Raw genomic sequence first — 19,973 nt, 5'->3', positions numbered from 1 at the left:
CTGGAGAAGCCCATGTCTTCCCTAAGCCAGCTGGATCACCAGCGCCTTGCCCCGATTACTGCGAATGAAGCTTTTCGGGCCCTGCTGACCGATATTCGTGAGCGCGCTCGGCGCGAGGAGTTCGATCAGCAGCGCTATATCTCCCATGACGTCATCGCGCGTTTCAAGGAGCTTGGCGTCTACCGCGCCCTGGTACCCACGCGCTTCGGCGGCGAGCAGCGCAGCCCCATGGAGTTCTGCGAGATGGTGGAAGATGTCTCTGCCGCCGACGGTTCCGCCGGCTGGGTCGCCAGCTTCGGCATGAACCCGGTGTACCTGGCGGCTCTGCCCTTAGAGACTCTGAAAAAAATCTATGCCGACGGCCCCGACGTGGTCTTCGCGGGCGGCATCTTCCCGCCGCAACCGGCGGAGTTCGTCGACGGCGGCCTCAAGGTCAGCGGACGTTGGAAATTCTCCAGCGGCTGCGTGGGGGCCAGCCTGATCGGCGTCGGCATCAGCCCGAAGAACGGCGACACAGTAGGCTTGCCGCGTCTGGCGGTGATGCCGCGTGAAAAGGTGCGGATCGATGAGACTTGGGATGTGGTCGGCCTGATCGGTACCGGCAGCCATGACCTGGTGATCGACGGCGTAGTGGTGCCCGAGGACTGGACCTTTGTCCGTGGCGGTCCGGCCAACCTCGACGAACCACTGTTCCGCTATCCCTCATTGTCCTTTGCCGCTCAGGTGCTGTCCGTGGTCGGCCTCGGTGTTGCGCGCGCCGCGCTGGACTACTTGGCCGACATGGCCAGCGGCCGCTTCTCCGTTACCGGCGCGCCGGTCCTGGCAGATCGCCCGCTTGCGCAAATGCAGGTTGCCAAGGCCGAAGCCGAGCTGCGCGCTGCCCGTGCCTGGTTCTACGAAGCCATGGAGAACGTCTGGGCCAGCGTGCTGGCCGGCGATACGGTGAGTGTCGAGCAGACCAACCTGCTGCGACTGTCCTCCACCCATGCTACCCGTGTGTCGGCCGAGGTGGCGCGCACTGCGCAGATGCTCTCGGGCATGACCGGTGTCTACCGCCACAGTCCTCTGGCGCGCTTCGTCAACGACGCCCAGGTGGTTACCCAACACGCCTTCATGGGCGACGTGACCTACCAGAGCGCCGGCGCGATTTTCTTCGGCGGCAAGCCGATGCCTGGCTACCTGTAATCGAAAACTAACAATTGGTGATTGCGATGACTGAGAAAAAAACTCTGCGTGTCCTGTTCTGCATAGGCGTCAACCAGAACTTCTTCGATGCCCCACGTGAAGAGCAACTGGAAGTCTGGGCGGCGGTCAGCGCCATGTGGAACGGCATCCACGATCTGCCCGGAGTGAAGGTGCTCGGCAACATGGACGACGATCAAAGCATGGTCGGCCCATCCACCGGCTACCCCTGGACCACCTATCTGCTGGCCGACGTACCGGACATCGAGACGGTACACGCCGCCTGCAACCTGTTCCGTACCACCGCGGTGGGCACCGGCCCTTACAAACTGTGGCGCTACTGCAAGGTGGAAGCGCGTACCGGTCGCGAACTGATTATCCAGAGGACCTGACCCATGAGCCGATCCCTCGAAGCCCGCCTGCGCCAGCTGGAAAGCGAGAGCGCCGTGCGTGCCTGCATGAACCGCTACATGGTGCTGTGCGATGCGATCGACGCGCGCACCCCGTTAGACGAACTGGCAGGGTTGTTCACCGCCGACGCCATCTGGGAGGGCAAGGGCGCCAAGTATGCAAAGAGCTTTGGCAGCTATCGGGGGCGAGAGGCAATCCGCGCGATGTTCGCCGGCTACATGACCGAGCCGGCGCACTTCGCCCTCAACGTGCATTTCCTCTGTTCGGAGCTGATCCGTGTGGAGGGGGACGAGGCCTGCGGAAGTTGGATGTTGTTGCAGACTTCTACCTTCGCCACTGGCGCATCACATCTGAACGCGGCGCAACTGACGGTGCGTTTTCGCGAAGAGGAAGGCGTTTGGCGCATGGCTCATTTCCAGACCGAGAACTTGTTCGGCCGCCCGGTCGATGCATGGAACAGCGATGCCCACCTGCCCGTGCCGGGGCAGACCGAAGAATGACTTTTATGAGTCGGTGACCTGCGCCGACGAGGAGTGACCGTGACCAACCTGATCGAAACCGTGAACCTGGCCAGCTCGCCGGCCGACCTGGTGCTGCATGACCGCGTGCACACCTCCCTGTATACCGACGCACGCCTCTTCGATGAAGAGCTGGAGAAGGTGTTCTACAGCACCTGGGTGTGGGTGGCGCACGCGAGTGAGATTCCCGACAACGGCAGCTACAAGAGCACCTTCATCGGCAAGCAACCGGTCATCGTCGTACGTGACCGCAAGAAGGACGTACACGTGCTGCTCAATCGCTGCCGTCACCGTGGCGCCACCGTCTGCGAGCACAAGAAGGGCAAGGCCAACAGCTTCGTCTGCCCCTACCACGGTTGGAGCTACGCCCTCGATGGCAGCCTGCGCGGCGTGCCGCACCCGGAGAGCTACGCCGACTGCCTGGACAAGGGCGAGTTGCCGCTGGTCAGCCTGCGCGTCGAGCAATACAACGGCATGATCTTCGCCACCTTCAAGAATGACATCGAGCCGCTGGAAGACTTCCTCGGCGCGGCGCGCAAGTGGATCGATCTGTTCATGAAGCAGGGCGCCGGCTATGGCGTGAAGGTATCCGGCGAGCATCGTTTTCGCTTCCCCGGCAACTGGAAGATCCAGTTGGAGAACACCACCGACGCCTACCACTTCCCGCTGGTGCACAAGTCTTTCCTGTCCTCAGTGGACGAGCAGACCCTGAAGCTGTTCGATTTCGTCGAAGGCCCCGGCTACGTCGAGGATCTTGGCAATGGTCACAGCGTGATAGTGATGATCCCCGACCTAGTGGACCTGGAAGCCGATCTGGATAAGGCGATCCCCGAGCGCTTCGAGGCGCTGGCGCAGGAGCTGCGTGACGAAGGCATCGAGGAACAACAAGTGCGTCGAATCGTCCGTGCCGTCGGCGGCTCGGGCTTCAACCTCAACCTGTTCCCCAACGTCGCCTGCTCCATGGCCTTCTTCCGCGTGCTGCAGCCGGTCTCGGTGAACGAGACCGAGATCCACCACGCGGTGATCACCATGGACGGCGGTCCGTCCTCGGCCAACCGCTACCGCCTGCGCCTGCACGAGCACTTCCAAGGCCCGATGGGCTTCGGCACCCCGGACGATTCCGAGGCCTGGGAGCGCGTGCAGAAGGGCGCCCAGGCCGGCAGGGACCTGTGGATCATGCTCAATCGCGGCCTGACCGGCGAGAGGCCGAGCGAAGACGGGCTGGTCAGTGACGTGAGTGCAGAGACCGGCATGCGCGCGGCCTACCAGCAGTGGAAAAAGATGATGTCGGCCTGAGCCATCGCGCCCCTCTGCCCGTAAGGGTGAGAGGGGCCCGTCACGCACCTATTTGAAGAGAATCAATATGAATCTTGAACTGCTCAACCACGTCAGCGCCTTCATCTGGCAGGAAGCGGACATGCTCGACCACGGCGATTTCGACGCCTGGCTGAACCTGTGGGCCGACAAGGGGACTTACGTCATCCCTATCGATCCCAACGAGACCGATTTCGAGAACACCCTCAACTACGCCTACGACGACCATCACATGCGCCAGTTGCGCGTGCAGCGCCTGATCGGCGGCGAGTCCATCTCCACCAGTCCGCGTGCACGCACCGTGCGCGGCCTATCGCGCTTTCGCGTGCTCGGCGAGGACGGCGGTGTGGTCACCGTGCGCTGCGCACAGAACCTGCGCGAGTTTCGCAAGGATGTGCTCAAGCACTACACCGCTGACGTCACCTTCGAGCTCAAGCGCGACGGCGACAGCTTCAAGATTCAGCGCAAGCTGATCCAGCTGATCAACTCCACCGATACCCTCGCCGGTATCGGCTACATCCTCTAAGAGGCCCACCATGAGCCAAGTAGCATTAGTCACCGGCGCTGCCCAGGGCCTCGGTCTGTCTATCGCCAGCCGTCTGTTCGCGGCCGGTTATGCGCTAGTGATCACTGACCTGTCGCTGGAGCGTGCTCAGGCCGCCGCAGACCGCCTCGATCCGAGCGGCCAGCGTAGCCTGGCACTACAGCTCGACGTCGCCAGCAAGGCCGACTTCGAGGCGGCACTGACTGCCGTGCGGGCGCGCTGGGGCGCGCTGCATGTGGCGGTCAATAGCGCTGCGATGACCCGCACCACGCCGGTCATGCAAATCAGCCCCGAAGAGTTCGACCAGGTCATGAGCCTCAACACCCGCAGCATCTTTCTCGGCTGCCAGGTGCTTGGCGGTTACATGGCTGCGGCTGGCTACGGGCGGATTATCAACATGGCCTCGCTGGCCGGGCAGAACGGCGGCACCGTTACGGGGGCGCATTACGCCGCCTCTAAGGGTGCCATCGTCACCCTGACCAAAATATTCGCCAAGGAGCTGGCAGGAGCCGGGGTGACGGTCAACGCCATCGCCCCCGGCCCCATCGAGTCGCCCGTCGTGCATGCTGCGCTGCCGCCGGAGCGCATGGCCGGGCTGCTAGCCAATATCCCGGTGAAGCGCCTGGGCGATGCCGATTTCCTCGGTGACCTGGTTGTTCAGCTGGCGCGCCCGGAAGCCTACTTCACTACTGGGGCCACTTGGGATGTGAACGGTGGCCTGTTCATGCGTTGAACCCCGCCCGACTTGGCCTTCGGCCGTGCCGGGCAGACGAAAGAATGCCGCGCGTGCGAGCTGCGGACTGTAATGAACGAGAACAATCAGCACCTCTAAGGGTGCGGGAAGGTTAGTATGACTGAGCAAGTGTTGAACCTGGTGGTGCGCAAGCGGCAGGAACAAGGCGAGGGCGTGGTAATCCTCGACCTCGCCGATCCGACGGGCAGCAATCTGCCGGCCTTCGAGGCCGGTGCCCATGTCGATGTCCACCTCAAGCCCGGCCTGGTGCGCCAGTATTCTCTATGCGGTGATCCGGCCAATGCCGCCGTCTACCGCCTCGGCGTGCTGCGTGATCCGGCCTCGCGCGGCGGCTCGGTGGCCGTCCACGAGCAGCTCAGCGAAGGCGCCCATATCAGTATCGGCATGCCGCGCAACTTGTTTCCCCTGGCCGCTGACGCCAGCCGCTCGATCCTCATCGGCGGTGGTATCGGCATCACCCCGATGATCGCCATGGCGCATCAACTGACCGCACAGGACAGCCCGTTCGAGCTGCACTACTGCGGACGTTCGCGTCAGCGCTCGGCGTTCCTGGACGAACTGGCAGGCGCTGACTTCGCCGCCTGCGTGCGCACCCACTTCGATGACGAAGGCGATGCACAGAAGCTCGACCTGCCGGCCGTACTCGGCCAGCCAGGCGCTGGCGTGCACGTCTACGTGTGCGGCCCGAGCGGTTTCATGGATTGGGTCATCGGAGGGGCGCGCCAGGCCGGCTACACCGAGGATCACATCCACCGCGAGTACTTCCAGGTGGAGGTCGATGTCAGTGGCGATAGCTTCGAGGTGGTGGCTCAGCGTAGCGGCAAGAGTGTTCAAGTAGCCGAAGGCCAGAGCATCGTCAATGCCCTCGCAAGTGTAGGCATCCAGGTAGACATATCCTGCGAGCAGGGCGTCTGCGGTACTTGCTTGTGCGATGTGCTGGAGGGTGAACCGGATCACCGCGACTTCTATCTGAGCGATGACGAGAAGGCCGCCAATGACCAGATTCTGGTCTGCTGTTCGCGTGCCAAGTCGAAAAAACTGGTGCTGGATATCTGAGAAGCGAGGGCAACATCATGGTTGATACCACAGGTTTTCGTAATGCCATGGCGCTGCTGGGCGGCGCCGTTTCAGTAATCACTACCGACGGTGCAGCCGGGCGCTGGGGCTTCACCGCCTCGGCCGTGTGCAGCGTCACCGACCAGCCGCCGACGCTGTTGGTGTGCATGAACCGCGCGTCTTTCTCCAATGGCCACTTCAAGCAGAACGGTGTGCTCAGCGTGAATGTGTTGAGTGCCGAGCTAAAGGATATTTCCGGCGTGTTCGCCAACCGAGATCTGGACTCCGACCAACGATTCGCCCAGGCCAGCTGGAGCATCCTGGAAAGCGGCGCACCGCTGCTGGAAGACGCCCTGGTCAATTTCGATTGCCGTATCGTCCAGGCCCATGAGGTGGGCTCGCACACCATCTTCTACTGCGAAGTGCTGGGCATTCGCCACGGAAATAGCCAGGAGGGCCTGGTGTATTTCAACCGTGCCTATCACCGCTTGGGCGAGCAGTCGCGATCGGCCTGCTGAGATACCGTAGGTGGGCCGCGCGCCCATTCAGCCAAGGAACTCTTAATTCAATTGGATTGCAGGATGAATGATGAATTCATCATGCAGGATGTAGTAACCCTCAATGGAATTTAACTTCCCGAGTCTGGTGAGATACATCGATCCCGTTGCCTGAGTTCCCGATGAAACAGATGACCTTCGCCGACGCCGATTACGCCTGCAAACCCAAGCAGACTCGCAAGAGACTGTTCCTGATCGCGATGAATCAGAGGGTGCCATGGGAAGGCGTAACGTCGACATGAAGACCCGTTACGACAATGGCGTGGCGTCGGGCGCCGATTACAACGAAAAACGCTTGATCACCTCTTAAACCTTCAGGTTATGACCGGCGGCGGGTCCGGGTGCGGATCCGGCTCCGCCTGCATTCACAGCTACGAGAAGACGATGCGACTCTACGAAATGATCACCTTCACCTTACGCGTACGCACACCGGCCGAAGCGCTGAAATGCCTGCGCCAAACCCTCGCCGAAGCGCGTGACGGCTGCGTGCTGATGGGCTGTTGGGTGTCGGAAATCGGCCCACTGAATCAGGTTGCAGTGCTGCGTGGCTTTCGTGACGAAACGGCGCGGCAGGCTGAGCGCGAGCGCTTCCTCCAGGCCCCGGATCCCTTTGGCATCGAAGCCTTCATGCTCGATATGAAGGTGGAAAACTACACGCTCTTCCCTTTTCTCGAACCCCTGGTGCCCGGCAAACACGGGCCGTTCTACGAATTGCGCGAATACAACCTGATTGCCTCCGGCTTGGCGCCGACGATGGCAGGCTGGGAAAAGGCCGTCGGCCCGCGCACCGGGAAGAACTATTCGGCTGTCTACGCTGCTTTCTTCGCCACCGATGGGCGTACCCCGCGCTACCTGCACATCTGGCCCTACGCCAGCCAGGAACACCGCCTGGACGTGCGCACCCGTGCCGTGGCGGATGGCGTCTGGCCGCCGGAGAACTCCGGTCCGCAACTGCGCGAGATGCATTCGACCCTCTACCTGCCGGCGGCGTTCTCGCCGTTGCAGTAGCAGGTGAACTGTTTCATGCTCGTCCCCTTCATTGCGGGCTACTTTCTCCTCTGCGCTCAGCGCTGGCGAGCACGCAACAGCTCGACCAGCGCCAGGCAGTGATCGAGCGCCGACGAGGCGTCGCCGATACGCTGGCTGATGATTGGCAAGTTGGCTTGCGTTCCCTGCCGCGGCGCGTAGTTGACGTCGACGCAGTGCATCACCTGCACCGTGGTCGGCACCAGGGTGATGCCGATGCCCGCGCTGATTAGGACGATGGTAACCCGAGCCGGCGTCGCTGCGCAGGCGCCGGTTCAGCTTCGGTAGCACGCCGTAGAGTGTGGACGGGGAGAAAGCTATGCGCCAATGCGTCGAGTACTGTCGCAGACCTTGCCCAGTTGCTTGAGCAGGGCACCGGAATGCTCGTGGAAGAAGCGCTCGGCCATGTCGCGCCAGGCAGCGCCCGGACAGAGCACCCAAAGCACGCCGTTGGGTATCAGCCGATCATCTATCCGTGGGCGTCCGTTCCGGCGGGGTTCACTGAAAATGTCCGCAACCAAATCCCGGGCTAAGTCGGGAAGTTCGTACCGCTTGGCTGTCGTGGGCTCCTGCCTATGATGAACGCGGACTTGAGTCCCGACAATTGCTGGGTTCAATGGGTTTCATCTGATTTCGTACAGAGCCTAATCGTGCAAATCGATAGGTGTAGGTTGGGCTATATTGCTTCGCTGAATAAGGCGCCTTTGTAGGGAGCGTGACGGCGCTGCACGATTACGTAGTCACGCTCTGACTTCGAGCAACAGTGCGCTTGCTTCCTGCTGAACGCTGGTGCGGGCGAAAAGCAGAATGAGCGATAAGGTCGCAATCAGTCCCTGTCGGCAGAATGTCGCGACTAGACCGATCCGGCATTGGATCAACCAATAAGTAACACGCAAACAAGAGCTTATCTTTTTACGTCTTAAATCTTTGGCCTGGAGCGTAGCCGTACGCTTTTCGGAAGGCCCGTCGAAAGTTACTGTCATCTTCAAATCCCCACTTAGATGCCAAGGCTGCGAGATGTGGCCGTGTTACCGCTGCCTGAAGTTCTCGAGAACAACCAGCTAGCCGTTCATCCCGAACGAATTTCATGACCTGCATGCCATGTTGAGCGAACAGCTTATGAAGGTAGCGTAGGGATATTTGATGGGTCTGGGCTATTGTGGTTGGGCTCAATGTAGGGTCCCTGAGCGACGCACGAATACCGGCGCATATCCGTGTAAACAACGCCTGACTAACCCGGTCTCGCGTGACTACGTTTTCAGTGCTGGGGCCCATGACCGCAGCGCACAGATGGAGTGCCGCGAAGGTGGCGTGTCCTATTTGACTGTCGTTCATTTGGGATGACGTGTTCACGGTGCCGTGCACTAACTGTCGTAATAGTGCTGTAGTTGGCCCATCTTTCATCTTGACTGGACCGTGGCTTTCGATGAATCCCAGTTCAACGGCATAGTTCCTCTTATGGCATAGAAGCATTGAGTGCTCAAAACGCTCAAGCATTTCCAACGTATAGGGGCGAGTGTTTTCGAAAATTATCAGGTCTCCGCTCGAAAGAAGCAATTGGCCGCCATCCTGTGTCAGCACGGTGTTGCCTGATTCTATAAGTAACAGGCACACGTCGTTGGCAGCGTTACAGGTAACCGAATCTCGTTGAACTGTCTGCGAGCCAGAGGACAACCGAGCAGTGCGCGCCGGACCTGACCCCTGCAGTGTCAGCTCGGCATGAAAAGGTTGGTCTTGCTGAATGTCAACGATCTCAAGTTGTTCAAATTTATGAAAAATTTCCTCACGCCATACAGTCAAACACTCTCTGTTTGAGGTGGGCGATTGCTGGAATGTATGGGACATATTTTCGTTTCCACAAAAGGTTGATAAAGCACCCCTCCCTGCTGAAACCGAGCATTGGATTCTGAGATTGCTTCTGTGCACTCTGCGAACGTTTTCAGGGCGCGCAGTGACTAACCGCTCCTTTTGCTCAGGGGTAGAGTGTTCCGAACAAGACTAAAACAAGCAAGGAACATTCCATGACCGTCGCTACCCTGAAGACCCGATTTTCCAGCCGCTATGAAATTCCGTATCCGGTTGTTCAAGCTGGCATGGCATTCGCGAGTATGACCGAGGTGCTTCCGGTGGCTGTGAGTGAAGCCGGGGGGATCGGAACAATCGCTAACGTGGGTTCTTTACCTCCAGAAATACTTGAACATGTCTGGCAGGCGGCACGTCGACTCACTTCTCGCCCATTGTCTATTAATCTCATCACCTACTATGTTAATCCGTCGATAATTGACACTATCGTCCGCTTGCGTCCGCTCTCGGTCTCTTTCCATTGGGGGCGTCCGAATCCAGAGTGGGTCAAATTACTTAAAGGTGCAGGCGTTGAAGTTTGGGAGCAAGTTGGCTCGGTAGCGGAGGCGTTACGTGCTGTTGAGGACGGCATTGATGTTGTCATCGTGCAAGGTAGTGAAGCGGGTGGACACAACTATGGCGAGTCCTCATTGTTAACACTGTTGCCTGCTGTTCGCGACGCCGTAGGTCCAGAGCCGATGCTGCTTGCTGCTGGCGGAATTGTTGATGGAAGATCATTGGCTGCGGCCTTGATGTTGGGGGCGGACGGTGTCTGGGTAGGAACTCGTTATTTGGCATCTGTGGAGTCTGAGGCGCATCCAGAGTGGAAGCGTCGACTTCTTAGCGCTCGTGCGGTAGATACATGCTGTACGCATATATTTGGACGTCAAGATCCTCTATTTAATCCCATTCGTGTGCTTCGCAACAAAGTGGTTGAAGAGTGGAATGATCGTGTTGATGAGGCGCCATTGGATGATCAGGGAAGTCCAGGAATTATCGGATCGATGGAGCTCTTCGGACAAGTTGTCCCTTTACAACGTTTTCAGAATATGGCCCCCATGCTGAGTGCCGAAGGTGACTTGGATGAGTTCCCACTTCTCAGTGGTGAGGGGGTCGAGATGATAAGAGATATTCCAACTGCCGCTGAAATTACGCATCGGTTAGTGGCTGAGGCATTGACGGTTTTGAATGGTTTCGAGCTGTCGGGGGTGACCAAATGAGTAATGTTGTAACCGCAGTAGAGCAGGCACTCAAAGCCATTGAACAGTACATTGAATTAAATGCGGTAATTTCTTATGACGCGGTCTCTGCATTAGGCCAAGCCCGTACGGCGGACGCTGAGGAAGAGCACAAGCAAAAGCCTGCTCATGGCGTGACTGCACTTATAAAGGACAACATCGCGACCAATGGTTTCGCGTTTACTGGAGGATCGCCGGTTTTCTCTAATTATTATCCTGATAAAGAGAGCTCCGCAGTAACTTTGTTGAGGGACGCTGGCGTTGTTGTGGTTGGAAAAGCCAACTTGCATGAAGTCGCTTTTGGTGTGACTAGCGCGAACGAACATACTGGATTCGTTCGTAATCCATTTGACCCTAAGCGACTAGCGGGGGGGTCGTCTGGAGGATCTGCTGTCGCTGTGGCAACGGGAATGGCTCAAGTATCTTTAGCGACCGACACGGGTGGCTCGGCCCGAATTCCGGCTGCACTGTGCGGTGTATTTGGTTGGCGTCCGACAACAGGACGTTATCCTAATGATGGTCTTATGACCCTGAGTCCAACCAGGGACACGCTGGGTTTGATTGGTGCTGATGTTCATCAGATTGCAGTATTGGATGCCGTGTTGGCGGGCGTCCCGTCAGAACCGTTGAGCCCGCCAAGAAAATTGAAATTGGGTGTCGTGCGCCAGTATTTCTGGGAGGGGCTTTCTGAGCCGATGGCTGAGGCGTGCGAGTCGGCTTTGCACAAGCTCGCGAATGCAGGAATCGAGCTGGTTGATATTGATGCAAGTGAAATTGGTCGCATCGACGCCGAGATAAGTTTTCCGATAGCTTTCTGGGAAACATCTAAAACATGGAATGACTATTTAGAGCGCGTCCATGGATTGTCTTTGGTGGATTTTTTAAAAACGATTGCGAGTAAAGATGTCCGTGAGTTGTTTGAGTTCATGACAGGGCCGGAGATGCCGTCTGAGTCGGACTATCTCAAGGCACTGGAGGGGCTGGCTAAGATTAAAGAAGCGTATGCAGGTGCTTTTGCCTGTGGAGTAGACGCATTACTGATGCCCACGACGGTGCGCGACGCAATGTATGTGCATGAGCGGGAGCTGTGTGAGCTAAATGGTGAAAGCAGGACGACGTTTTCAACATTCGTGCGTCAGACGAGTCCAGCCTCGCTGGCTGGAGTGCCGTCCATCAGTGTGCCAGCAGGATATTTGGATAATGGTATGCCTTTTGGGCTCATGTTGGAGGCGCCCAGCCTGGATGACAGGAAGCTCCTCAGCATAGCGCTGCGTGTTCACTCTGTATGTGGTGCGTGCGTAGCGCCTGACCTTTTTCAAAAAAAAGTTGAGTGTTGAAGATGCGAACCATAAAACATTTGTACCGTTACCCAGTGAAGGGCCTGAGCGGTGAAAAATTATCATCTGTGGAACTTGAACAAGGTAGAGGCTTCCCCGGTGATCGAGTATTCGCCATAACAAATGGGAGTGCTACTTTCGATGTTGATAGTTTAAAGCCTGAGCCCAAAACTAGTTTTTTAGTCTTGATGAAATACGCTGAATTAGCACGTTTAGATACGAGATATGACGCTCAGCGCAAAGTGTTAGAAGTTCGTGAGCACGGCGGACAGAACGTGTTGCTGGAGTCGTCGCTGATGACCGAAGAAGGTAAGGCAGATATAGCCGCTTTTTTTCGTGAGTTCTTGGGTGAGCAGGTCATTACGGGCAGTCCAAAGGTAGTGCATCGAGAAACGCATCCGTTTACTGATGTTTCTGTAGTGTCTCCTACGTTGATGCACAGTATTTCGATTATCAACCTCACTTCTTTATTTGAGGTTGAGAAGGCGCTCGGTAAAAAACTCGATCCGCGACGGTTTAGGGCGAACGTGTATTTCCAAGGTGAGCAACCCTGGGAAGAGTTCGAATGGATGGATAAGGAAATAGCAATTGGCTCCATCAGAGCGAAGGTTAATTTTAAAACGCGCAGATGTCCTGCGACAGACGTAAATCCTGAGACGGCTGAACGTGATTTAGCGTTGCCACAGTTTCTTCGGAAAACGTTCGGCCATGGTGACCTTGGGGTTTATGCGGAGATTATTACGCCGGGAACCCTGAAGGTGGGTGACAAGGTGTTGCCGCTATTGTGAGCTGTTAGCGGGAATTTTATTCATAAAGAGAGCACAGAATCTCTCAAAAAAGGAGGGTCGGAATGTCCCAGGACATAAGCGAACTATCGCAACGCTATTGTGGCGACGAGATAGGGTTGATAGGCGCAACCGGTAATTTGGGAGGACGCGTCGCCCGAGAGCTGGCGGATCAAGGGTGCTTTGTGCGATTGATTGTCCGGCAGCCCAGAAAGCTGCAGAACTCCGTTCATACAATTGCATTTGGTGACCTAGACCGTCCAGAAACACTGGTTTCCGCCATGAAGGGCCTGAAGTGCCTCATTGTCATCACTTCGGATAACATTCGTCAGTATGTACAGGGTGCCTCGGCAATCAACGCGGCGAAACTGGTAGGCGTGAGTCGCATTGTGCTTGTGTCGGCAATGCTCGCGGGTGAGAACGTCCCTCGAAGCTTTGCGGCAAGGCATGCAGGAATTGAGAGAGAGGTTAGGGCCTCTGGACTTGAGTACGTCATTCTCCGTCCCAGTGTTTTTATGCAGAGTTGTTCTAATTTTACAAATTTTAAAAATGGTAACATGGTGGTTCCTGTGCCGAGTGGAAGTGTGGCGTTTGTCGACGCGCAGGACGTTGCTAGTGCGGTTGTACAATGCGCAATCAATCCGTTGTCCAGTGAGCTGAAGAATAGTATTAGAGTATTGACTGGTGATGAAAGTGTGAGTTTCAAGGAGGCGGCGATAATACTTTCTTCATCTGTTGGTGTTTCTGTTAAACACAAATCTCCACCTCTGTTGATTGTTAAATTCATTCTCCCGTGGCTGGTAGGGCGGGAAATGGCATCTATGTTGTCTTACATGTTTTCGCGCCTTGAGGACGGGCGAGAGGCCAAGCCGACGGGAGACTTGCAGCGCCTCTTGGGTAGAAAGCCCAAGACGCTTTCTGAATGTTTTACTCGTGAAAAAGAAACGCTAGTTAACAAGTACTAAAATAAGCGATTTGCTGAGTCGCCACATACTGCCTAGATAACAATCATTCCAATATATGCGTCAAAGACGCAAAGGTGAAGTATGCATAGCTTGATTGGCTCTGAGAATAAACTAATGACTTTGGGTGCATTCAGAGTAAATTTTAACTCTCTAGATGTGATAAGAGGTCTCGATCGTAGTTGTCGGCAACTGTGTAAGTTTATGCTTTTCTTTTGCTTGACGACTGTGATGTTTCTGGGGCGGGCTTATGCTTCTGAGGGAGGAGGGGCGCATTATCCTAGTGGCGTTAATACGATAATGAACGGTGCGCTACCTGCACCCGGCGAAACGATGATGTTCAATTATTTTCAGTATTATGAAAGTACACGTCTAAATGATTCGCATGGCCGTTCGCTGGATCCTGACTTCAAGCTTAATGTTGCAGCATGGGCTCCGCGATTTGCACACACGTGGGAAAATAAAGTGGGGCCGTTTTTTCTAGCATCAGCTATTTCTTTGCCGATGACGCGTGTGGATGTTAGGGCGTTTGGGCGGCATCAAGTGAGTACAGGGATGGGCGACCCTACATTGTCTCCGCTGTTGTTTTACTATGTTAATCCAGCCGGAAATTTCTTCGCTTATTTTGGCCCAGATATCTGGGTGCCGGTTGGAGAATACGATAAGGATCGTATAGCAAATAACGGTCTAAACTATTGGTCAGTGTCTCCAAATGTGATGTTTACTTGGCTCCCCTCAAGCCGCTGGGAGATCTCTGGTACTATCTACAGCGAATTCAATGCTGAAAACAAAGCGACAAATTATCGTTCTGGAAATAGCGTTACTATTGACGGAGCCGTCGGTTACAGACCGTTTTCTGATATGCCAGAGCTTAAGTTCGCTTTACAGGGTTTTGCTTTAAAACAGTTTACTGATGATAAGGTCGATAATGTCTCTATTCCAGGTGGTAATAGAGCCCAGGCGATGGGGTTGGGGCCTCAGATTTCATATGATATTTTGGGCGGGAAAGGCGGAGTTATGGTGAAATACCAGCGAGAGTTCGCTGTAGAAAACCGAAGTGAGGGTAATAAATTTTGGGTGGAAGTCGTCTTCCCCTTATAATTTCATGGTGAGCGTGTCGGCTAGGATGAAGGAGCTCTGGAGCGGCTGCTTGTGGATGAAAAGCTGGCTCGACCTTCAGGCATGTTAAGGTAGATCTTGGTACTGGCCATTGCTGCTTAGGTTGGTTACAAGGCTCCTGAGATTTTTGGAGCCTTGTAATCGATGTGCACTTTCGGAGTTGGGTGAGACGTGTTATTCATCGCTTAAGTTTATGAATAAGGTTTCGAGTAACTTGTTCAGTCGCTTTATTTGGGCTTGACTAAGGCCTTTGAAACTTTGGCGGAATAGGTCGCTAGTTACTTCGATCATCTGTTCAAACATCTCCCTACCTCTTGGGGTGAGTCGAACTTGCGTGACTCGACCGTCGTCTGGATTGGGGGCGGTTTCGACAAGACCATCTTCTTTCATGCGCCAGATGATTCTAGTCGTGGTGGGAAGTTTTGTGATGGCGTGATTCGATATCTCAGATATGTTTGATTCGCCATAGACCTTGAGGATGAAAAGTACACGCCAGGATGGAATATCTAAGTTAATTTTCTTGAGCGCTTTTTCCATGCGCTGAGTGTACTTTCCATGGGCCTGTGCTAACCAAAAAAAGGGAAATTCTTCCTTTTTAAATGTGTCACTAGCTGGGTCATATTGGGTGCGATGGATGCTGGGAGCTTTCACGTTTTCCCTCTGTGTTTTTGGTCATCACTCATGATAAACATATTTTCGCATTTTCGGCACGCTCTAGGATGGGGCTCGGCGTGCAGCACGCTCGTCAGCGGATGTTGAATCTTCCGCACTGACGCATCCTTGTGCCAGAGGTGCTATGAGCCTTGCTATTTCGAACGGCTCCTACCAACGTCCCAGTTCCTGGGGAGGCGTTCTCTCCTTCTCAGGGGGGGGCGAGCCACGATTAGAAAGTATCCCCTTTCGCCCAATTTGTTTGCCGGATTTTTTAAGGATCGTCGGGAAATTGTTCTTGGTCTTTATGAACAGGATATTGGATTGCGCGAAATAAGCAGTGTTGCTTCATTGTTTTCTCACCCTGGGCTGAAGTAGTCCTACATTCCGGTCGACTTCAACCGCTGTAGTGGTCAACTGATCCCGGACACGATGTTAAGTTTTTTCTCGGCCTGGGCTGGGGCCAGTCCGTTGTTGAATTGGTGCGGTCTGATCCAGTTGTACCGATGCATCAGGTAATGACTAATGTCACGGTGCGCTTCTTGAGCTGTCATGTAGCCCACAGTCGGTATCCATTCAGTTATCAAGCTGCGAAACACACGCTCCATCGGCGAGAGTCCCAACAGTTTCCACGACGGCTCATGCTCTGACGCATGCGGTAACGCCAGAGCCGTTGGCGAAAGTGGCGGCTGCCATATTGCGATCCCTGATCCGAGTGGAACAGCAACCCTTGAGGCCTGCCACGCTGTTCGTAAGCCATGTCCAACGCCTTGATGACCAGATCTGCATCCGGCTTGTTTGATAGCGCCCAACCCACAACCCGGCGTGCGTAGAGATCCAAAACGACAGCCAGGTAATGCCATTTCCCTTGAGCCCAGATGTAGGTGATGTCATCACACCAGACTTGATTGGGGGCCGGCACATCAAACTCTCGATTCAAGATGTTTGGAGTATCAGGCCGCTCGACCGTCGCTTGTTTGTAGACATGTGAGCCAGGCTGTTTGCTGACCAACTCCAGTTCCCGCATCAGGCCTCGCACCTTGAATCGCCCGATCTGCTCGCCGTCTTCCTGCATAATCGACACGGTGCTAGGGCTACCAGCGGCGCTACGACTTTGCGTGAACAGTTCATTGACCCGACTGCGCAACCGAAGCCGCTCAACGTCCGGAGTTCGGCGCCGGAGGCGGTGGGCGTAGTAACACGAGCGAGTAATTTCAAAGACTGTGCAAAACCAATCGACCGGCTCTTGGGCGCTCAGTTGATCAATCAGCGCGTGCGCTCGTGCTCTTCCGACATCAAGAGCGCGGTAGCCTTTTTTAAAATGGATTTCTCCCGCTCAAGACGAGCGATCCGGGCTTCTAACTCCTGGATCTTCTGCTGCTCGGGCGTCAGCGCCTTTGTCTGCGGAGTAACACCGCTGCGCTCCTGCTGGAGTTGGTTAACCCAGCGACGCAACGTGGACTCGACCACCACAAGCGAGCGGCTGGCTTCGATATGGCTATAGCCTTGATCGAGCACAAGGCCTGCGGCCTCTTTGAATCAGCGGAAAAGGAACGACCTTGTTTGGTCATCAGACACCTCTATCTGGCGAGCATTCTCGCCTAAATGGGTGTCCGGTTTCATTAGACCACTGCACCCCCAGCTTAGCCGGGGGGGATTTCTTGGATGAATCACACCGGGTTTCGTGGAGTTCTCATGGACGATAACCTGACCACGCGTCGGCAATGATTTTCCTCACGGATTCACGATCTAAAGGTCTTGGATTGGAATAGGCATTCTTCATAGCAAGATCGGCGGCGACGTCTATTCCGCTTTCCGGCATACCCAAATCACGCAACGCCATGTTTGCACCAAGGTTGTGAGCTAAGTCGTACAGCCCTGTTGCTGCATGTTCGCTACCTAGTGCTCGTGCGATTTGGCGCATAGCTTCGGGAGCGTCAGCGCTGTTGAAGGCGGCAGCATGAGGAAGCAGGATCGTATGGGTTTCGGCATGGGGGAGATTGAAGGTTCCGCCTAAGGTGTGACAAAGCTTGTGATGGATAGCCATGCCGACCGAACCTAAGGCGATGCCGCACAACCACGCGCCATACAAGGCTTGCGTACGAGAGGCATGATCTTTTCCATTCTTCATCAGTATTGGCAATGCGTTAGCCAATGCCCTGATCCCTTCCTCTGCGATTAAAGAAATTACAGGGTTGCGATCATGCGCATAGAGGGCTTCCACTGCGTGAGCTATCGCATTCATTGCACTGGTTAGAGACGTTTGTAGGGGCAGATCTAACGTTAGATCTGGGTCATAGATTACGACGCGGGGAAGTATTCGCGGGTCGCTTTTGGTAACTTTAAGGCCGTTTTGCGTTTCGCCAATGATGGCTGTCATTTCTGAACCCGCGTAGGTCGTCGGAGCAACAATCTGAGGTAAACCGGTTCTTAGTGCTATTGCTTTTGCAAGCCCCGTCGTTGAGCCGCCGCCGACCGCAACGATGCCATCGATCTGATGCAAGGTTACCAATTGCATCGCTTCATCAGTCACGTGTGTAGGCGTATGCATGGTGGCATTCGAGAATATAGCGGACGCATGGGAACCCAGATTGCTGGCTAAATTTTCGGCGAATTCGCGTTGTCGTGAGGTTGATACGATAACTACTCGCTTCAACCCCAACTTTTCGACCTCATCCGGCAGATTTTCTAAAGCGCCCGCGCCAAATATGACGCGAGGAGTTGTTGTGTTGAAAGTGAAGGGGTGCAGGACGTCTGGATGTGTTGGAGCACTTTTCATGGTTAGAGATCCCTACGGATGAGGTGTATTAGCGTATGGCCACGGCGTTGGCCGGGGAGCCCACACCTCCAACGATAGGAAGCGGCGAAGCGGTTATCAAAAAGGTATATCGCCCATCGGCGTCGCAGGCGGAGGCCAGCGACTCCATATCCCATAGCTCGCCAATAGGCATGCCTAACAAAGGAATGATGGAACGATGCATGATGCCTCCGTGAACGCTGCAGCTTTCATGCGCATGTTCGGCAGCGGTGAAAAATGGACTGTCTGGTTTTGCTGGCCAGCACTCAAGAGCAAAATTGTCGGCTGCAATCATGCTAATACGGTTATCCCATAACCACGCAACGGTGTCGTGAGACTGAAGCAGTCCTGGGTGGAACTGCTCACTGACTAAGCGTGCACGCGCTTCGTCTGTGGCGTGGTTGCGATAGTAATCTAACCATCCGAAGCGCAGTAGAACAATGTCACCCGTTTCGATTTCGACACCTTGAGCCATCCTCGCGGCTTCAAGAGTCTGTACTGAAATAGCTTCGCCGCCGGCTTGGTCGATCGGTGTACCCTGCGATTCCAGATAGCGCGCAACATCAATAAGCACGCCACGGCCCGCAATTGGCGCGGCGGTGAAATGGTGCATGCTTAGAGTTTCAGTGCCTGGCTTAAACTGTTTTGGATCATAACCGTTATAGAAGCCGTATTCGGGGTGACCAATATGGCGCAAGCCATCAATCTGCGAGCCATATTGCGTGTAGAAATTGTCCAGCCATTCGTCGTGGTGAAAGTCATTGCGCTGAAAGATGTGATGAGTAATGGGTTTGCGAGTGGGGGCCAGTGAAGGGGCGATGGCATCAGAGCGCAAGTCTAATGAAAAAGCCTGCCCTGTCAGGATGCTTTCGGCGCCGTTACGTCTACTAGTGGCAGAAAGAAAATTAAGTGTTCCAAGTTGGTCATTATCCCCGAAAAGCTTCCACGACGAGCCCGGAGGAGCATCGGAGCGATTCAGTAAGGCTTGATAGTCAGGAAGATTTTGGATGTCTGCAGGTAACATGAATGACTCCTTTTTATCAGCATGAGCATGTAATTTGTCGAATAAAGCCAATTACTTACGTGAGTAAGCCTTTGCGCCAAGCGCTGAGCTAATTTGTTCGGCAGCCTCTAGTAACGGTTGAAGCAGTTCATTTTTCATTTGCTCGAAATTACGTTCGCCGATACCGCATGAAAATGACAGCGCCGCAACCACTCTTGCGTTTGTGTCTCGAATCGGTGCAGCGATTGACCGGCGTCCTAGCTCCAGCTCTTGGTCGACAGCGTCCCAACCCTGAATACGAACATGCTGCAACCGAGCTTTTAATGCTTCCTGGTCAATAATGGTCTTATCGGTGAGGGCCTTAAGTTCGGCATACTTGAAATACCGGGCAAGTGCTTCCTCGCTCAAATCCGCTAGCAAAACATGTCCAGAGGAGGTGGCGTGAGCCGGAAGCCGTGTCCCCACGGCTAAGGTGATGCTGGTGATCCGATGGCGATGAACCCTGTTTATATACACCACGTCGGAGCCATCCAGGGTCACCAGCGAGGTACTTTCTTGCAAACAATCTGTTAGCTTCTCCATGATCGGCTGCGCGACTTCCGGGAGGTTTTGCGACGATAAATACGCGTACCCCAGCTCAAGAACTTTTGGATTCAAGCAGAATTTTGTGCCGAAACTGTTTGCGTACCCGAGGTGTTCGAGAGTCAACAAAATCCTACGCACCGTGGGCTTACTCAAGCCGGTTGCGGTGGCGATCTCTGTAAAGCTCAGATACGGCTTGCTATTGGTGAAGGTCTTTATCACCAGAATGCACCGCTCGATCGACTGTATGTAGTCCCGTCCTAGTTCATCACTCATTCGAATTTGCCATGGCTGT

At 55.1% G+C, this 19,973-nt stretch carries 20 protein-coding genes and 3 pseudogenes; 15 read left to right on the top strand and 8 right to left on the bottom strand.

The window, feature by feature from the left end; genetic code table 11:
- Window positions 1-12: 12 nt before the first annotated feature.
- From N005_RS24455 to N005_RS24415, 10 genes and pseudogenes are all read left to right on the top strand, one after another.
- The gene (locus N005_RS24455) at window positions 13-1,185 is read left to right on the top strand and encodes an acyl-CoA dehydrogenase family protein (RefSeq protein ID WP_047703543.1); all 1,173 of its coding nucleotides are present in this window, start codon (window positions 13-15) and stop codon (window positions 1,183-1,185) included.
- A gap of 26 nt (window positions 1,186-1,211) precedes the next feature.
- The gene (locus N005_RS24450) at window positions 1,212-1,574 is read left to right on the top strand and encodes a hypothetical protein (RefSeq protein WP_047704143.1); all 363 of its coding nucleotides are present in this window, start codon (window positions 1,212-1,214) and stop codon (window positions 1,572-1,574) included.
- Window positions 1,575-1,577: 3 nt separating this feature from the next.
- Window positions 1,578-2,093, top strand: coding sequence for a nuclear transport factor 2 family protein (locus tag N005_RS24445; protein WP_047703542.1), 516 nt, complete (start codon window positions 1,578-1,580; stop codon window positions 2,091-2,093).
- Between the two features lie 39 nt (window positions 2,094-2,132).
- A complete protein-coding gene (locus N005_RS24440) occupies window positions 2,133-3,407 on the top strand; it encodes an aromatic ring-hydroxylating oxygenase subunit alpha (RefSeq protein ID WP_047703541.1) in 1,275 nt (424 codons plus the stop codon).
- A 67-nt stretch (window positions 3,408-3,474) separates the two neighbouring features.
- On the top strand, window positions 3,475-3,951 hold the full coding sequence (locus N005_RS24435) for an aromatic-ring-hydroxylating dioxygenase subunit beta (protein ID WP_047703540.1): 477 nt from the start codon (window positions 3,475-3,477) through the stop codon (window positions 3,949-3,951).
- Window positions 3,952-3,961: 10 nt separating this feature from the next.
- Window positions 3,962-4,702 (top strand): SDR family NAD(P)-dependent oxidoreductase, encoded by a 741-nt coding sequence (locus N005_RS24430; RefSeq protein ID WP_047703539.1) that lies wholly within the window; start codon window positions 3,962-3,964, stop codon window positions 4,700-4,702.
- Between the two features lie 117 nt (window positions 4,703-4,819).
- Window positions 4,820-5,779 carry a PDR/VanB family oxidoreductase gene (locus tag N005_RS24425; protein ID WP_047703538.1) on the top strand — a complete coding sequence of 320 codons (960 nt, stop codon included), beginning with the start codon at window positions 4,820-4,822 and terminating at the stop codon, window positions 5,777-5,779.
- 17 nt (window positions 5,780-5,796) lie between these two features.
- A complete protein-coding gene (locus tag N005_RS24420) occupies window positions 5,797-6,297 on the top strand; it encodes a flavin reductase (RefSeq protein ID WP_047703537.1) in 501 nt (166 codons plus the stop codon).
- Between the two features lie 161 nt (window positions 6,298-6,458).
- Window positions 6,459-6,566: pseudogene (locus tag N005_RS29215) on the top strand (IS5/IS1182 family transposase); the annotation flags it as partial.
- A 154-nt stretch (window positions 6,567-6,720) separates the two neighbouring features.
- On the top strand, window positions 6,721-7,344 hold the full coding sequence (locus N005_RS24415) for an NIPSNAP family protein (protein ID WP_047703536.1): 624 nt from the start codon (window positions 6,721-6,723) through the stop codon (window positions 7,342-7,344).
- Window positions 7,345-7,400: 56 nt separating this feature from the next.
- Here N005_RS24415 and N005_RS29575 read toward each other — a convergent pair whose 3' ends face one another.
- The 3 genes and pseudogenes from N005_RS29575 to N005_RS24410 all read right to left on the bottom strand — a co-directional run bounded on the left by N005_RS29575 (window position 7,401) and on the right by N005_RS24410 (window position 9,207).
- Window positions 7,401-7,544: a hypothetical protein gene (locus tag N005_RS29575; RefSeq protein ID WP_197678627.1), complete on the bottom strand. Its 144-nt coding sequence runs from the start codon at window positions 7,542-7,544 to the stop codon at window positions 7,401-7,403.
- 210 nt (window positions 7,545-7,754) lie between these two features.
- Window positions 7,755-7,967, bottom strand: a pseudogene (locus N005_RS29740) (transposase); the annotation flags it as partial.
- A gap of 307 nt (window positions 7,968-8,274) precedes the next feature.
- Window positions 8,275-9,207 (bottom strand): helix-turn-helix domain-containing protein, encoded by a 933-nt coding sequence (locus tag N005_RS24410; protein WP_047703535.1) that lies wholly within the window; start codon window positions 9,205-9,207, stop codon window positions 8,275-8,277.
- A 176-nt stretch (window positions 9,208-9,383) separates the two neighbouring features.
- Here N005_RS24410 and N005_RS24405 point away from each other — a divergent pair, with 176 nt between their 5' ends.
- The 5 genes from N005_RS24405 (at window position 9,384) to N005_RS28450 (ending at window position 14,627) form a co-directional block, all read left to right on the top strand.
- The gene (locus N005_RS24405; protein WP_144402720.1) at window positions 9,384-10,424 is read left to right on the top strand and encodes an NAD(P)H-dependent flavin oxidoreductase; all 1,041 of its coding nucleotides are present in this window, start codon (window positions 9,384-9,386) and stop codon (window positions 10,422-10,424) included.
- Entirely contained in the window at window positions 10,421-11,779 is a 1,359-nt protein-coding gene (locus tag N005_RS28455; RefSeq protein WP_081993343.1) for an amidase family protein, read from the top strand. Before N005_RS24405 ends, N005_RS28455 begins: the two co-directional genes overlap by 4 nt.
- A gap of 2 nt (window positions 11,780-11,781) precedes the next feature.
- Window positions 11,782-12,567, top strand: a complete 786-nt coding sequence (locus N005_RS24395; protein WP_047703534.1) for an MOSC domain-containing protein — start codon at window positions 11,782-11,784, stop codon at window positions 12,565-12,567.
- Between the two features lie 62 nt (window positions 12,568-12,629).
- Window positions 12,630-13,529 carry an NmrA family NAD(P)-binding protein gene (locus N005_RS24390; protein WP_047703533.1) on the top strand — a complete coding sequence of 300 codons (900 nt, stop codon included), beginning with the start codon at window positions 12,630-12,632 and terminating at the stop codon, window positions 13,527-13,529.
- A gap of 81 nt (window positions 13,530-13,610) precedes the next feature.
- Complete coding sequence (locus N005_RS28450) at window positions 13,611-14,627, top strand: SphA family protein (RefSeq protein WP_081993342.1); 1,017 nt, start codon at window positions 13,611-13,613, stop codon at window positions 14,625-14,627.
- A 192-nt stretch (window positions 14,628-14,819) separates the two neighbouring features.
- Here the strand turns inward: N005_RS28450 and N005_RS24380 are convergent, their stop codons facing one another.
- The 5 genes and pseudogenes from N005_RS24380 to N005_RS24355 form a co-directional block, all read right to left on the bottom strand.
- The gene (locus tag N005_RS24380; protein ID WP_047703531.1) at window positions 14,820-15,296 is read right to left on the bottom strand and encodes a MarR family winged helix-turn-helix transcriptional regulator; all 477 of its coding nucleotides are present in this window, start codon (window positions 15,294-15,296) and stop codon (window positions 14,820-14,822) included.
- 413 nt (window positions 15,297-15,709) lie between these two features.
- Window positions 15,710-16,867, bottom strand: a pseudogene (locus N005_RS24375) (IS3 family transposase).
- Between the two features lie 122 nt (window positions 16,868-16,989).
- Window positions 16,990-18,075, bottom strand: a complete 1,086-nt coding sequence (locus N005_RS24365; protein ID WP_047703529.1) for a maleylacetate reductase — start codon at window positions 18,073-18,075, stop codon at window positions 16,990-16,992.
- Window positions 18,076-18,103: 28 nt separating this feature from the next.
- A complete protein-coding gene (locus N005_RS24360; RefSeq protein ID WP_047703528.1) occupies window positions 18,104-19,117 on the bottom strand; it encodes a cyclase family protein in 1,014 nt (337 codons plus the stop codon).
- 51 nt (window positions 19,118-19,168) lie between these two features.
- Entirely contained in the window at window positions 19,169-19,954 is a 786-nt protein-coding gene (locus N005_RS24355; RefSeq protein ID WP_047703527.1) for an IclR family transcriptional regulator domain-containing protein, read from the bottom strand.
- Window positions 19,955-19,973: the final 19 nt, after the last annotated feature.

Origin of the sequence: Pseudomonas mediterranea CFBP 5447 (assembly GCF_000774145.1) — a bacterium.
Classification (GTDB): domain Bacteria; phylum Pseudomonadota; class Gammaproteobacteria; order Pseudomonadales; family Pseudomonadaceae; genus Aquipseudomonas; species Aquipseudomonas mediterranea.
Note: the sequence above shows the minus strand (reverse complement) of the source record. Positions and strands in the feature narration are given on the sequence as shown.